This is a genomic window from Methylobacterium oryzisoli (assembly GCF_046557895.1).
Taxonomy (GTDB): Bacteria; Pseudomonadota; Alphaproteobacteria; order Rhizobiales; family Beijerinckiaceae; genus Methylobacterium; species Methylobacterium oryzisoli.
Genome location: NZ_JBKIBX010000019.1, coordinates 67,492 through 81,640 on the forward strand (window position 1 = coordinate 67,492; position 14,149 = coordinate 81,640).

Annotated in this window: 14 protein-coding genes; 6 read left to right on the plus strand and 8 right to left on the minus strand. The window is 74.4% G+C overall.

Annotation, left to right across the window (positions count from 1 at the left end; genetic code table 11):
• Positions 1-40: 40 nt before the first annotated feature.
• From ACKUB9_RS19005 to ACKUB9_RS19025, 5 genes are all read left to right on the plus strand, one after another.
• Positions 41-1,336 carry an ABC transporter substrate-binding protein gene (locus ACKUB9_RS19005; protein ID WP_407525460.1) on the plus strand — a complete coding sequence of 432 codons (1,296 nt, stop codon included), beginning with the start codon at positions 41-43 and terminating at the stop codon, positions 1,334-1,336.
• Positions 1,333-2,361, plus strand: a complete 1,029-nt coding sequence (locus ACKUB9_RS19010; RefSeq protein ID WP_407525463.1) for a cyclase family protein — start codon at positions 1,333-1,335, stop codon at positions 2,359-2,361. The genes ACKUB9_RS19005 and ACKUB9_RS19010 overlap by 4 nt, the downstream gene beginning before the upstream one ends.
• 174 nt (positions 2,362-2,535) lie before the next feature.
• The gene (locus ACKUB9_RS19015; RefSeq protein WP_407525466.1) at positions 2,536-3,660 is read left to right on the plus strand and encodes an NADH:flavin oxidoreductase/NADH oxidase; all 1,125 of its coding nucleotides are present in this window, start codon (positions 2,536-2,538) and stop codon (positions 3,658-3,660) included.
• A 52-nt stretch (positions 3,661-3,712) separates the two neighbouring features.
• Positions 3,713-4,663 carry a 3-hydroxyacyl-CoA dehydrogenase family protein gene (locus ACKUB9_RS19020; RefSeq protein WP_407525469.1) on the plus strand — a complete coding sequence of 317 codons (951 nt, stop codon included), beginning with the start codon at positions 3,713-3,715 and terminating at the stop codon, positions 4,661-4,663.
• A 135-nt stretch (positions 4,664-4,798) separates the two neighbouring features.
• The gene (locus ACKUB9_RS19025; protein WP_407525472.1) at positions 4,799-5,797 is read left to right on the plus strand and encodes a glucokinase; all 999 of its coding nucleotides are present in this window, start codon (positions 4,799-4,801) and stop codon (positions 5,795-5,797) included.
• Here the strand turns inward: ACKUB9_RS19025 and ACKUB9_RS19030 are convergent.
• The 3 genes from ACKUB9_RS19030 to ACKUB9_RS19040 all read right to left on the minus strand — a co-directional run bounded on the left by ACKUB9_RS19030 (position 5,764) and on the right by ACKUB9_RS19040 (position 8,132).
• Positions 5,764-7,020, minus strand: a complete 1,257-nt coding sequence (locus ACKUB9_RS19030) for an adenylate/guanylate cyclase domain-containing protein (protein WP_407525475.1) — start codon at positions 7,018-7,020, stop codon at positions 5,764-5,766. The genes ACKUB9_RS19025 and ACKUB9_RS19030 overlap by 34 nt on opposite strands.
• 75 nt (positions 7,021-7,095) lie before the next feature.
• Positions 7,096-7,509 carry a VOC family protein gene (locus tag ACKUB9_RS19035; RefSeq protein ID WP_407525477.1) on the minus strand — a complete coding sequence of 138 codons (414 nt, stop codon included), beginning with the start codon at positions 7,507-7,509 and terminating at the stop codon, positions 7,096-7,098.
• 134 nt (positions 7,510-7,643) lie between these two features.
• Positions 7,644-8,132, minus strand: a complete 489-nt coding sequence (locus ACKUB9_RS19040; protein ID WP_407525480.1) for a YciE/YciF ferroxidase family protein — start codon at positions 8,130-8,132, stop codon at positions 7,644-7,646.
• Positions 8,133-8,328: 196 nt separating this feature from the next.
• Between ACKUB9_RS19040 and ACKUB9_RS19045 the strand changes: the two genes are divergently transcribed.
• Positions 8,329-8,712, plus strand: a complete 384-nt coding sequence (locus tag ACKUB9_RS19045) for a hypothetical protein (RefSeq protein ID WP_407525482.1) — start codon at positions 8,329-8,331, stop codon at positions 8,710-8,712.
• Positions 8,713-8,766: 54 nt separating this feature from the next.
• Here ACKUB9_RS19045 and ACKUB9_RS19050 read toward each other — a convergent pair whose 3' ends face one another.
• The 5 genes from ACKUB9_RS19050 to ACKUB9_RS19070 form a co-directional block, all read right to left on the minus strand.
• Positions 8,767-9,420, minus strand: coding sequence for a response regulator (locus ACKUB9_RS19050; RefSeq protein ID WP_407525485.1), 654 nt, complete (start codon positions 9,418-9,420; stop codon positions 8,767-8,769).
• Positions 9,417-10,781: a sensor histidine kinase gene (locus ACKUB9_RS19055; protein ID WP_407525488.1), complete on the minus strand. Its 1,365-nt coding sequence runs from the start codon at positions 10,779-10,781 to the stop codon at positions 9,417-9,419. Before ACKUB9_RS19055 ends, ACKUB9_RS19050 begins: the two co-directional genes overlap by 4 nt.
• Before the next feature lie 302 nt (positions 10,782-11,083).
• Complete coding sequence (locus ACKUB9_RS19060; RefSeq protein WP_407525490.1) at positions 11,084-12,391, minus strand: OprO/OprP family phosphate-selective porin; 1,308 nt, start codon at positions 12,389-12,391, stop codon at positions 11,084-11,086.
• A 124-nt stretch (positions 12,392-12,515) separates the two neighbouring features.
• Positions 12,516-13,367 (minus strand): aminotransferase class IV, encoded by an 852-nt coding sequence (locus ACKUB9_RS19065; protein ID WP_407525492.1) that lies wholly within the window; start codon positions 13,365-13,367, stop codon positions 12,516-12,518.
• The gene (locus tag ACKUB9_RS19070; RefSeq protein WP_407525495.1) at positions 13,354-13,959 is read right to left on the minus strand and encodes an anthranilate synthase component II; all 606 of its coding nucleotides are present in this window, start codon (positions 13,957-13,959) and stop codon (positions 13,354-13,356) included. The genes ACKUB9_RS19065 and ACKUB9_RS19070 overlap by 14 nt, the downstream gene beginning before the upstream one ends.
• Positions 13,960-14,149 lie beyond the last annotated feature (190 nt).

A 14,149-nucleotide genomic window follows, 5' to 3' on the forward strand; every position in this document is an offset into this window, starting at 1 on the left:
CCGTTCCGCACGGTTGACAACCCATGGCCGGCCTCGAACCATGGCGGCCAGGGCCCGACGAGAGGCCCGCGCACCAGGGAAGAATGGGTTGAGGACAACGCTCTTGACCGTGCTGTCGGCCGCGGCGCTCGCCGCCGCGTGGCACGACCCGGCCCGCGCGCAGCAGGCCGCCGCACCGACGCTCCCCGATCAGGCGATCTCCGACAAGGTGGTCAGGATCGGCTTCATCCTCGACATGTCGGGGATCTTCGCCGACGTCACCGGGCCGGGCAGCGCCGCCGCGGCGCGCATGGCGGTGGAGGATTTCGGCGGCACGGTGCTCGGCGCGCCCATCGAGGTGCTGGTGGCCGATCACCAGAACAAGGCCGACATCGCGGCCTCGACCGCGCGGGGGTGGTTCGACACCGAGAAGGTGGACGCGATCCTCGACGTCGCGGCCTCCGCCACCGCGCTCGCCGCCGCCGACATCGCGCGGGCCAAGAACAAGATCATCGCCTTCAGCGGCCCCGGCGCGGTGCGGCTCACCAACGAGGCCTGCTCGCCGGTCTCGATCCACTGGGCCTACGACACCTACGCGCTCTCCAACGTCACCGCCCAGGCCACCGTGAAGGCGGGCGGGGATTCGTGGTTCTTCATCGCCGCCGACTACGCCTTCGGCCACGAGCTGGAGCGCGACGCCACCGCGGTGGTGAAGGCGAGCGGCGGCACCGTGAAGGGCAGCGTGCGCGCGCCCCTCAACACCCCGGATTTCTCCTCCTTCCTGCTCCAGGCGCAGGGGTCGGGGGCGAAGATCGTCGGGCTCGCCAATGCGGGCCGCGACACCACCAACGCCATCAAGCAGGCGGCGGAGTTCGGCCTGACCCAGAGCGGCCAGAAACTCGCCGGGCTCCTCGTCTACATCAACGACGTCCACAGCCTCGGGCTCGGTCCGACGCAGGGCATGCTGCTCACGGAAGGTTTTTACTGGGACCTCGACGAGGGCACCCGCGCGTGGTCGAAGCGCTTCTTCGAGCGCACCGGACGCATGCCCAACATGTCCCAGGCGGGGGTCTATTCCACCGTCACGCACTACCTCAAGGCGGTCCGGCAGGCCGGCACCGACGAGACGCAGGCCGTCATGAGGGTGATGCGGGAAACACCGGTGGACGATTTTTATGCCAAGGGCGGGCGCATCCGGGAGGACGGGCGCATGGTCCACGACATGTACCTGTTCGAGGTCAAGACGCCGGCCGAGTCGAAGGGCCCGTGGGACCTCTACAAGCGCGTGGCCACCATCCCGGGCGACCAGGCCTTCCAGCCGCTCTCGGCCTCCCGCTGCCCGCTGGTGAAGAAGTGAGCCTGCGCTGGCGCCGCCGCCCGGAGGGCTCGACCTGGGGCGACTGGGGTCCCGAGGACGAGATCGGGCGGCTCAACCTGCTCACCCCCGAAAAGGTCCGCCAGGGCGTCGCCGAGGTGCGCGAGGGCCTGACCTTCTGCCTCAGCCTGCCCCTCGACTACCCGGGCGGCAACGTGCTGAACCCGCGCCGCCATCCCCCTCGCCTCACCCCGACCGTGCGGGCGAACGGGCGCCCGAACATGAACTTCCCGGTCTGCGAGGAGGTGCCCGACGCCACCGACGTGATCAGCGACGACGTCGCGGTGCTGCACCTGCAATACTCGACGCAGTGGGACGGCCTCTGCCACGTCGGCTCGCTGTTCGACGCGGACGGGGACGGCGCGGCCGAGCCCGTCTACTACAACGGCTTCCGGGCCGGCACGGACATCACCGGCCCGTCCAAGCCCGGGGACGCGGGCGCGCCCTCGCGCGCCCGGGCGCTCGGCATCGAGCGGCTGGCGGAGCGCGGCATGCAGGGACGGGGCGTGATGATCGACCTGCGCGCGCATCTCGGCGAGGCGCGCCGGGCGGTCGGCTACGACACGCTGCGCGGCATCCTCGACGCGGACGGGGTGGTGATCGAGCCCGGCGACATGGTCTGCCTGCACACGGGCTTCGCCGATCGGCTGCTCGGCATGGACCGCGCGCCCGATCCCGAGACGGTCCACGCGCTCGGCGCCGGCCTCGACGGGCGCGACGCCCGGCTCCTCGACTGGATCACCGATACGGGACTCTGCGCGCTCATCGCCGACAACTACGCGGTCGAGGCCTATCCGGCCGGACCGATGCGCGGCTGCTGCGCCACCCTGCCGCTGCACGAGCACTGCCTGTTCAAGCTCGGGGTCAATCTCGGGGAATTGTGGCATCTCACGCCGCTGGCGACGTGGCTGCGCGCCCACGGCCGCTCGCGCTTCCTCCTCACCGCCCCGCCGCTGCGGCTCCCCGGCGCTGTCGGCTCGCCGACGACGCCGATCGCGACGGTGTGAGGGGGCATGACTGCACCCGACCGTCCGCACGCGGGATCCGAAGCCGATGCTCAGGTTGAGATGGCGCGCGAGATCATGAGCAGGCGCCGCAGCGCCCTCGCTGCACTGACCGGGGCATCGTCGGAAATGGCCGAGTGCCCTCCCCTGACTCCAAGAAGCGACCACCTGCGCCCGATGACCGACCTTCTCTTCTCTCAAGCCCGCTTTCGCGACGTCACCCTGCGCAACCGCGTCGTCGTTCCGCCCATGTGCCAGTACTCGGCCGAGGACGGGATGGCGGGCGACTACCACCTCGTCCATTACGGGCGCTTCGCGCTGGGCGGCGCCGGGCTGGTGATCCTGGAGGCCACGGCCGTGGTGCCGGAGGGCCGCATCACCCACGGCGACCTCGGCCTGTGGTCGGACGCGCACGGGGAGGCGCTGGCCCGCATCGCCCGCTTCCTCAAGGGCCAGGGCGCGGCGGCGGGCCTGCAGCTCGCCCATGCCGGGCGCAAGGCCAGCATGCAGCGGCCCTGGTTCGGCAACGGCCCGCTCGGCCCCGACGACCTCGCCCGCGGCGACGCCCCCTGGTCCGTCGTCGCCCCGAGCGCCGTGGCGGTGGACGAGGGCTGGCTGGTGCCGGCCGAGCTCGACGAGGCCGCGATGGCGGCCCTGGTGGAGGCCTTCACGGTCGCCGCTTCGCGCGCGGACCGCGCCGGCTTCGACGTGATCGAACTGCACTGCGCCCACGGCTATCTCCTGCACAGCTTCCTCTCCCCGCTCGCCAACCGGCGCACCGACGCCTACGGAGGCGACCGCGCCGGGCGGATGCGGTATCCCCTAAGGGTCGCCCGGGCGCTGCGCGCCGCGTGGCCGCAAGAAAAGCCTCTCTTCGCGCGGGTCTCGGCGGTGGACGGGATCGAGGGCGGGCTCACCCTCGACGACACGCTGGCCTTCGCGGGCGAGCTGAAGGAAGTGGGCATCGACCTGATCGACTGCTCCTCGGGCGGGATCAGCGGCTCGGCCACCGCCGCGCGGGTGCGGCGGGACTACGGCTATCAGGTCGATTTCGCCGCCCGGATCCGCCGCGAGGCGGAGATTCCCACGATGGCGGTCGGCCTGATCGTCGATCCGCGCCAGGCCGAGGCGGTGCTGGCCGAGGGCCGTGCCGACCTCGTCGCCATCGGGCGCGAAGCCCTCGCCGATCCGAACTGGGCCCTGCGGGCGCGAGAGGGATACGAGGGCTGGCCCGCGCAGGCCGGCTGGTGGCTGGAGCGGCGCGCCCGGGACATCGACCGGCTCGGTCCCTGGGCGCCGTGAGACGAGGGGGCGCCGCCCCCGCACCCCGCCGTGACACGAGGGAGGAGACACCATGACCGAGATCGCCGTGATCGGGGCCGGGCTGATGGGGCACGGCATCGCGCTGGTGCTGGCCTTGGGCGGGCACCGGGTGCGCCTCACCGACAGCCGCGCCGAGACCCTGGCGCAGGTGCAGGGCCTGATGGCCTCCGCCCTCGACACCCTGCGGGAGGCCGGCGCCGTCGGCGCGGACTGGACCGCCGAGCGCCTCGCGGGCGCCGTGCGGCTCTCCCCCGACCTCGCCGAGACGGTCGCGGGTGCCCGCCTCGTCATCGAGGCGATCACCGAGAATCCGGAGGCGAAGCAGGCGCTCTTTTCCGAACTCGACCGCCTCTGCCCGCCGGAGACGATCCTGGCGAGCAACACCAGCTACCTCGACGTATTCCCGCTGATCCCCGAGGCGCGCCAGGAGCGGTCGATCGTCGCCCACTGGTACACGCCCCCCTACATCGTCGATCTCGTCGACGTGGTGCCGGGGCCGCGGACCGATCCGGCGGTGGTGGAGGAGGTGCGCGCCCTCGTCCTCGGCCTCGGGCAGGTGCCGATCGTGCTCAAGCGCTTCATCCCGGGCTACGTCGCCAACCGCATCCAGTCGGCGATCTCGGCGGAGGTCTACCACCTCCTCGACGAGGGCATCGCCTCCCCGCGGGAGATCGACGACGCCATCGTGCACGGTCTCTCCTTGCGCATCCCCATCCTCGGCCACCTCGCCAAGGCCGACTTCACCGGCATCGAGCTGCTGCGCCACGCGCTCGCCAACGCGAGCTACAGCCCGCCGCCCGCCCGCACCCGCTCGGAGGCCCTCGACGCGCTGGTGGAGGAGGGCCGCACCGGCGTGATGGCGGGCCGCGGCTTCTTCGACTGGGGCGGGCGCGATCCGGCCGACCTCTTCCGCGACCGCGACCGCCGGCTCCTGGCCCTCAAGCAGGCCATGAAGGCGGTCGGGCGGATGGAGGGGCGCTGAGGCGACGACCAAGGGCCCCTGAAGCGGGGTCATCGCTTCCGCGATGATCCCGCGCGATGATCCCGGGGCGCTGTCGCAAGCCCCTGCGGCGGCGCTATAACGGGGGCCACGTTCCCTCCCCACCCCGGGCAGCCCATGTTCGACTTCCCCGTGCTCATCGGCGATATCGGCGGCACCAACGCGCGCTTCGCCGTGCTGGAGCGGCCGGACGGCGAGCCGGCGGCGACCGCCCATGTCCACACCGGCGACTACCCGGACCCGAGCGCGGCGATCCGCGCGGCCCTGGCCCAGGGATCCGCGGCGGCGCCCCGCTCGGCGCTCCTCGCGGTGGCCGCGCGGGTCGACGGGCCGGCGGTACGGCTCACGAACGCCGCCTGGGTGATCGAGGGCGCGCGGATCGGCGCGGAGTTCGGCCTCTCCGCCTGCACGGTCGTCAACGACTACGTGCCGGTGGCGGCGGGCGCCGCCGCCCTCGATCCGGCGGGGCAGGACCGCCGCATCCTCGCGCCCATCGGCCCGGTGCTCCCGCCCGGACGCGGCGCGCGGCTGGTGCTGGGGCCGGGCACGGGCTTCGGTGCCGCGGCTCTGGTGCCCTACGGCAAGCAGCTCGCCATCGTGTCGACCGAGGCCGGCCACATCGATTTCGGCCCGAGCGACGAGGCCGAGGCGCGGCTCTGGCCGCACCTGGAGCGGATCGAGGGCCGCGTCACGGTCGAGACCCTGCTCTCCGGACCCGGCCTGTCGCGACTCTATGCGGCGCTCAGCGGCGGGCGCGCGGCCGATCCCGCCGCCGTCACGGCGAACGGGCTCGCGGGCAGCGATCCGGCCGCCGTCCAGACCCTGGCGCTGTTTTCCAAGCTGCTCGGCCGGCTCTGCGGCGACCTCGCCCTCACCTTCCTGGCCACCGGCGGCGTCTTCATCGGGGGCGGCATCGCCCCCCGGATCCTGCCGGTGCTGAACGAGGGCGGATTCCGCCGCGCCTTCGCGCACAAGCCGCCCTTCGCCGCGCAGATGGCGCAGATCCCGACCTGCGTCATCACCATCGCGGACCCGGCCTTCACGGGGCTCGCCGCCCTCGCCTCGCACCCGGACCGTTTCGCCTATGACGGGCAGGTCTGGCGCGCCGCCGCCTGATCGGCGTCGAGGGCGACCACGTCCGGGCAATCCTCCTCGCCGGCGCGGCGGGGCAGGCGCCGGACCGGGAGTGCGGCCGGGCCGAGCAGGCGCACGAAGCGCTTCGAGGCGGCGAGGTCGAGATCCTCGCGCTTGGCCCGCCGCTCGATGCGCGCGAGCGCGTTCATGGCCGGCCCCAGCACCGTGAACTCGGCCCGGTGCCCGTCGTCGAAGACGCCCACCAGCACCTCGCCCGCGTGCAGCACCGCCGTGACGTCGAGGGGCGGCAGGGCGCGGGCGGCGCGCGCCCGGTTGACCTCCCGGATCTCCGCGCGGATCGCCCGCGCGCAGGCCAGGGCCGCGCGCGCCTGCGCCTCCGGCGGGCCGGCGAGGAAGAGCGCCAGCACCCCGTCGCCCACGTACTTGTCGACGATGCCGCCCTCCCGCGTGACGGCGGCGTGGGCGGCGGCGCGCACGGCCAGCAGCCAATCCGCCACCTCGCGCCCGCCCCAGGCGCGGGTCAGGGCCGAAAAACCGCGGATGTCGAGGGCGAGCAGGCAGGCGTGGCGGGCATCGAGCGGGGTCGCGCCGTCCGGCCGCACGAGGTCGATGCCGGCCGGCACGAAGCGGGCGAGCCGCGCCCGCTCCTGTTCGAGAAGCAGGGCCCGGGCGACCGTGCCGCGCAGGCGCACCACCCCGTCGATCACGAACAGGCTGGCGGCCACGAAGGCGAAGAGGCCGAAGGCCTGGTGCCCGAGGGTAACCGCCGGCCCGAACACCGCGAGATCCGGCCGCGCGAGGCCGATCGCCAGCACGCAAGCCCAGGCGGACGAGACCACGAGCGCGAACACGGCCGTGTGCCAGACCCGCAGGGTCAGCCCGGTCTGGAGCAGGAGCAGGAAGGCCGGCAGCCGGCTCACCGCATCGGCCGGATCGCCCGGCCCGTCCGAGCCCGCCACCATGTGCTCGATCACCACGTAGACCGCGAGGCCGGCATCCAGCAGCGTCGAGAGCCAGGACAGGCGCTCGCGGTCGCGGCGCGCCGCCGTCAGGGCGAGCCAGACCGAGCTGACGGCGTAGCCGGCGAGCACGAACCAGTGGCTCCCGGCATGGATCGAGCCGTCATGGGTCTGGGCGGCGGCGAGCAGCACCAGGAAGGTGACGACGCGCAGGGCCAGCGCGCGGGGACCCAATGCGGCCGCCACGGCGACCGCCACCGCCTCCCGCGTCCCCTGCTCGCGCACGTCCCGTCCTCCGCCCGACGCGACGCTCTTACGCTGCGTCGCCCCGCGGCGTCGAGTGCGCACAGCGCCGCCGGCTCAATAGCCCTTCCAGAGGCCCGGGGTCGCAAGTTCGACGAGGTGCCCGTCCGGATCGCGGAAGTACAGGCTGGTGCCGCCCCGCGGCCAGGTGGTGCGGCCCTCGACGGCGATGCCGGCGTCCCGCAGATGCGTCTCCCACTCGGGCAGGGCCTCGGCCGGGATCGACAGCGCGACGTGGAGCGGCCCCTGCCCGTCATGGGGCGGGATGGTGCCGCCGGGCGTCTCGATCGGGTGCAGGGAGCCGCCGCGGGGAAACAGCAGCAGCACGCCGCGGCCGGCGACGTCGAAGGCGCGCATGCGGTGGTCGGCGTGGAGGCAGGGCAGGCCCATCGGCCCGCCCCAGAAGGCGGCGGCGCGCTCCAGGTCGTCCACGTACAGGACGGTCTCCAGGACACCCGTGATCGTCGGCATCGTCTCCTCCGGCTCTGCCTCGCGGCCGCGGTGGTCCCCCGGCTCGGCGGCGGACAGGATGCGAGACCGACGGCCTCATCGGAACCACCTCCGGCGGTTCCGATGAGGGGGTGGGGAGCCGGGCTCCCCGCGCCTCAGGCCGCGGCCGGGTTCACGGCCTCCTCGGCGAGTTCGGACAGGATCTCGTCCGTGTTCTCCTCCTCGACCAGGGTCTCCTTGATGAGCCCCTCCGCCTCGGTGAGGCCGAGCTGGCGCGCCCAGGCGAGCAGGGTCCCGTAGCGGGTGATCTCGTAATGCTCCACCGCCTGCGCGGCGGCGATCAGGCCGGCATCTCCGGCCTCGTCCTCGCCGAACTCGCGCATCACCTCCTCGCCCTCGGCCAGGATGCCCTGGATGGCCTGGCAGGTGACGCCCTCGGGTTTTTCGCCGAGGAGCCGGAAGACCTGATCGAGGCGCTTCACCTGCTCGCGGGTCTCCTCGATGTGGATGGCGAAGGCGCCCCGCAGGGCCTCGGTGCGGGCGGCCTCGGCCATCTTGGGCAGCGCCTTCAGGATCGCGGACTCGGCGAAGTAGGTGTCCTTGAGCTGGTGCAGGAAGAGGGCCTTGAGGTCCTTACCGGCCATCGTGGTACTCCCAATGGGTACTGTGCACCCCTGCAACTCGGGCTCCCGGGGATCGTTCCGGCGCCCGCCGGCCCGGACGGGCAGGACGTCGCCTAAGCGGAACTTTGCCCCGCCGGGACCTTGACCGGAGCGCGCGGAGCGGGCGTCGTGGGGGACCGCGCCGTGCCCGCCGGTCCCCTCGCCCGAGTCTCCCGCCATGCCGACGCTCCCCGACACCGACGCCCTCCTCGCCCTGCTGCGCCGGGCCACCGAGAAGGTCCGCGCCTCGAACGCCCGGGCGGAGGCCGCCGAGGCGCGGGCGGGGGCGATCGCGGCACGGGTCCGCCCGCTGCTCGGCCGCGTGGAGGCGGAACTGCGCGCCGCCGCGGAGCGGGTGAAGGCCGCGCGGGCCGAGGCCGCCGAGGCGCAGGCACGGGTCGGGGCGGCCGAGGCGCTGCTCGCCGCCGAGCGCGAGCGAGCCCGCCGCCTGGAGGCCCGGGCCGAGGCGGCCGAGGCACGGATCGCCCACGCGCAGGCCGCGCTCGCTGAGACGGCGCCCCCGCGCGGCCACGGCCTCGACGCGGGACACGCCCTGCACTGATCCCGGGCCGATCCGGCCGTCAGGCCCGTGCCGGCCGTCAGGCCCATGCCGGCTTCAGGCCGGCCGGGTCCCCTCGCCCACCAGACCGGCGCCGAGCGCGAGCCAGACGAGCTGCGCGTCGGTGCGCGCGCCGAGCTTGGCCTTGATCTGGGAATGGTAGTTCTGGATCGTCTTGGGGCTGAGGCAGAGCGCGTCGGCGATGGCCTCGGTGGTGTGGCCGGCGGCGAGCAGGCGCAGGATCTCGGTCTCGCGGGTGCCGAGCTCGGCGAGCGGCCCGTCGCGGCCCGCGAGGCGCTCGGCGGCGATCTCGCGGGCGATGTCGTCGCTGAGCGCCCGCCCGCCCGCCGCCACCCGGGCGACCGCCCGCACGAGGTCCGCCGGGGCGCTGCTCTTGGTGACGTAGCCCGCCGCCCCCGCCTCGAAGGCCTTGAGCGCGTAGGCCGCCGCGTCGTGCATGGTGAAGACGAGGATGCGCGCGCGGGCATCCCACTGCCGGATGTGGCGCAGCGCCTCCAGGCCGCCCGCCCCCGGCAGGTTGAGGTCCATCACCACGACGTCCGGCCGCACGCGGCGGTAGGCCTCGTAGGCCTGCGCCGCGGTCTCGGCCTCGGCGGCAACCCGGAAGCCCGGCTGGCGCTCCAGCAGGCGGCGGTAGCCCTCGCGCACGACCGGATGGTCGTCCACGAGCAGGATCGCGGTCCCGCTCACGCGGCGCGCGCCAGCGGCGGCGCCACCGGGATCCGCACCGCCACGCGCACGCCGCCCGGCGCCGGCCCGATCTGGAGCCGGCCGCCCAGCGCGTCGACCCGCTCGCGGATGCCGAGAAGCCCGTGCCCCGCCCCCTCCCGCAGGCGCGCCGGGTCGCCGCCGCCGTCATCCTCCACCACGAGGCCGACGGCGCCGGCCGGGCACGCGACCCGGACCCGCACATGCCGCGGCCGGCCGTGGCGTGCGGCGTTGGTGAGGCATTCCTGGGCGATGCGGTAGAGGTCGAGCGCGGCCGTCCGCGGCAGGGCGGCGAGGTCCCCGTCCACCGCCAGCGTGACCCGCGCCCGGGTGCCGCGGGCGTTCCAGGCCGCGACGAGCCGGGCCAGCGCGGCGTGGAGGCCGAGGTCGTCCACGTCCTGCGAGCGCAGGCGCGCGAGCGCCCCTTTCAGGGTCTGCATCATCCGGGCGGTGGCCTCCGTGATGGCGCGGGCATCCCCGGCGAGGTCCGGCCGGTCGGCCGCCCCCGCCTCGATCGCGGCGGCGAGCGCGCCCGTGGCGGTGAGGCACTGGCCGAACTCGTCGTGCAGGTCGCGGGCGAGCGCCCGGCGCTCCTCCTCCTGCACGTGGAACAGCCGGGTGGTCAGGGCGTTGCGCGCGGCGGCCGTGCGGGCGAGCCGGACGCCGAGATCGTCCACCGCCCGGGCGATGGCCCGGAACTCGGCGGCGCGGAAGGCCGGCAGGCGCCCGCCCGCCCCCTGCTCCAGCCGGGCGAGGCCCTGGACGATGAGGCGGGCGGGCGCCACCGCGCGGCCGATCAGCAATGCGGAGAGCAGGCTGATGCCCGCCGCCATCGCGGCCGCGACGCCCGCGAGCACCCGGACGCGCTCCCAGGCCTGCCGGATCGCCGCCTCGGGATCGGCGGTGGCCACGACCGTGCCGGCGTCGCGCTGCTGCACGGTGAGCGGGCGCGCCACCGCGGGCGGCGGCCCGAAGGCGGCGCGGTGCAGGGCGCGGAACCAGTCCGGCGCCGGCCGGCCCACGCCCTCGACCTGCGAGCACAGGACTTGGCGCGCCTCCGGCCCGCGGGCGAAGGACACGCACAGGCCGGGCGCCAGCACGGCGAGCATGGCGGGCGTGCGCCATTCGGGGCTCGGCAGCAGCGGCGTCTTCTGGAGGCCGCCGCGCCAGAGGAGCTCGCGCCAGTAGAGCCGCTCCAGGTCGCGCGCGACCCGCGCCGCCGAGGCCTCCGTCTCCGCCCGCAACCCCCGCTCGGTCTCGACCACGATCCAGCCGACCGCGCAGGCGAGGCACAGGAGTGCCACCGCGACGAGGTTGAGGACGAGCTGCACGAGGAGGCGCATGGCGAAAACGGGCTCCGGCCGATCCCGCCATCCTGCCACGCCGCGGCGGCGGCTTGGCAAGGGCCGGAGGCGGAACCCGGGAAATTTGCCCGGCCGCGTCGCCGCCGATACGCGCCCCAGCTACTGCGCCAGCCCGATCCGCTGCCGCTTGGAGCGTACGGCAGTGCGAAAACCTCGATCGGGCGTAGGCCGGCGCCCAGAACGGGCGGAACGCCGCTCCGGCGGCTTCTCGGGAGCGGGTTGGTGGTGCTTTCGAGGGGTTTCTTCGGGCCGAGGTGGCTCACGCCTCAGGAGATCGACGCTCACCAGTACAACTGCGCCCGCCCGATGAAGACATCCGAATCCACGGTGCGGCGCCCGAACCCGGTGGCCTGGGCCGAGGGGGCGGCGTGGGCGCGGACGTAGTCGAAGACGAAGCGCAGGTTCTTCTCCGGGTACCAGTTCAAGCCGACCGTGACGTCCTGCTCGATGCCGCCGCGCACGGGGCTATTTTCGAGATCGAGGGCGCTGTAGCGCAGGCCGAGTTCGAACACGCCGATCCCGCCGCGGCTCACCCGCTGGCGCTCCGGCACGTCGATGCCGGCGAAGACCGCGTATTCCGTGGCGTAGTCGGGGGCGATGCGGTAGCGCCGCCCCTCGCCGTTGAGGACGAGGCCGGCCTGCACGTAGCCGCCCTGGAAGCGCAGGGCCTGCGCGCCGTCGAAGCGCCCGACCTCGGTGAGGATGTACTCCGCCTGCATCCGGAACGGCCCGGTCTGGAAGGCGGCCTCCAGGCCGATCCGGGCGACGCTCGCGGCGTCGCGGAGGGTGCCGGTGTCGACGAGGCGGCGCTCGAACAGGAAGGCCTCGGGGCGGCTCGACAGGCGAAAGGCCTGCCCGTCGCGCGGCAGCGCCCGGTAGCTGCCGGCGAGCCCCAGATGCACCACGTCGATGCGATTCTCGGCCAGCCACGGCGCGTAGGTGAGCCGGGTGGTGGAGGCGAGGCCCCCGGTGTCGGGGCCGGTATTGGCGTTGCCGCCGAAGATTCCGGTGACGGCGGTCCAGCGCTCGCCGTGCAGGCCGAGCGCGGCGCCGAAGTTGCGCGCCGGCACGAGCGCGTCGGCGAGCGAGCGCTCGGTGAACAGCGTGGTGTTGTCGCTGATGAGCTGATTGAGGCTGAACGGCTCCTTCATGTTGCCGACGGCCACGATGACGTCCTTGAAGCCCTTGTAGGCCGCCACCGCGTCGTTGATCGGCCGCATCGGGTCGGCGAGATCGTACTGGAAGGCGAGTTCCAGATCACGGCCGAGGGTGAGGTAGCTCTCGATCCACGAGCGGCGCACCGCCACCGCATCCGGCAAGGCGGGGCCGAAGCCGCGCTGGCGCACCGCGCCCGCCCCGACATCGAGATGCAGCCGCCCGCCGATGCGCAGGCGCGCGGTCTCGTCGGGGAACTGCAGGGTGAGGCCCTTCTCGTCGAGGCGCAGGGTCTCGCCGTAGGGGCCCGGGGCGCCCGTGATGCCCTCGGCCCGCGCCGGGCCGGCCGCCAGAGGCCAGCCGAGCAGTGACCCGCTGAGAAGCGCCAGGACGACGGCCGCGGCGGACAGCCGGACGGGTGCGGGAGCCGGCATCGGGACCTCCACGGCGGGACCTTCAGGGAGCAGGTGCGACACCGCCCTTGTGGCACGCGGGGCTTGCCGCCCGAACCCGCCGCGCCGCCCGGCCGCACGACAACCGGAACGTGTTGCGGGACGGTCACGCCACCGGGAGGAGATCGGCCCCGCAGGCGGCCGCGATGTCGGCGCGCAGGGCCTCGGTCAGGCGGCGCAGGCCCGGATGCCCGGCGCTGGCATAGGTCCGGCCGCCCAGGCGCGAGACCGGTGCGATCAGGCGCAGCGAGTTGGTGAGGAAGAGCGCGTCGGCCGCGTCCAGCGCCGCCGGGGCCAGGGATCGTTCGGCGGCGGCGAAGCCGAGGGCCGGCGCGAGGCCGAGCACGGCGGCGCGCACGATGCCGGGCAGCACGCCCGCGCTGAGCGGCGGGGTGACCAGGGTGTCGCCGAACAGCGCGAACAGGTTGCCGGTGCCCGCGCAGGCCACCTGCCCGCGCGTGTTGAGGAAGAGGGCCTCGTCGCAGCCCGCCCGGCCCGCCTCCTCGGCGGCGAGCACCGCGTCGAGGTAGCCGAGCGTCTTGTGGCGGGAGGCCGGCGAGGTGTCGTTGCGGCGGATGCCGGTCGGGTGCAGCGCGAGCGGCGCGAAGGCCGGTCCCGGGTCGAGGGGGGCGGCGCTCGCCATCAGCGTCGGGCGCGGGTTCGGCGGCGGGCGCAGGCCGCGCGGACCGGCCCCGCGCGTCGCGGTGGTGCGCACGGCCGCGCGCGGGTGCCCCTCCGCCACCGCCCGCATGGCGGTGGCGACCGTGCCGGGATCGAGGGGAAAGCCCAGGGCCTGCGCCGAGGCGACGAGGCGGGAGACGTGCTCCGCCTCCCGGTAGATGCGGCCGTGCAGCGCGAGCGCGGTGTCGAACACCCCGTCGCCGAGAAGCAGGCCGCGGTCGGCGAGGTCGAAGGGCGCGACCGAGCCCGCGTGCAGGCGTCCGTCAAGCCACCGCATGCGCGTGGGTCTCCCGCCACGCCCGTGCCAGGGCGAGGAAGTTGGAGAACAGCGCGTGGCCGTGCTCGGTCAGGACGGATTCCGGATGGAACTGGATGCCGAAGGTCGGATGCCGGCGGTGCGACAGGGCCATCACCTCGCCCTCAGGCGAGACGGCGTCGACGCGCAGGTGGCGCTCCAGCCCGGGCTCGGGCGCCACGATCAGCGAGTGGTAGCGCCCGACGCGCATCGGCGAGGGCAGGCCCCGGAAGAGTCCGCGCCCCGGGTGGGTGACCGGGGAGGCCTGCCCGTGCAGGGGCTGCCGCGCGCGCACGACCCGGCCGCCGAAGGCCGCGCCGATGCATTGATGGCCGAGACAGACCCCCAGCAGCGGCACCGCGCCCGAGAGCGCGCGCACCGCGTCGAGCGACACGCCCGCCTCGGCCGGGCTGCACGGCCCGGGGGAGATCACCAGCGCCTCGGGCGTCCGCGCGCGGATCGCCGCCACGTCGAGGGCGTCGTTGCGCGCGACCTCCACGTCCGCGCCCAGCTCCGCGAGGTAGCGCACCACGTTGAAGACGAAGGAATCGTAGTTGTCGATGACCAGGATCATCCGGGAAGCCTCGCGCCGCGGACCCTGCCGGCACGCCCCGGCAGGATGCGCCGGAGCGAGGACCGTGCCGAGGGGGGCGCCGTGTGGACCTTAGAGCATTTTCCGACGAAGTGGAGACCGGTTCGTCGCAGAAAATGCGGCAAATCAAAGACTTAGAGGGGCGGGGGGGGGGGGGGGGGGGGGGGGGGGG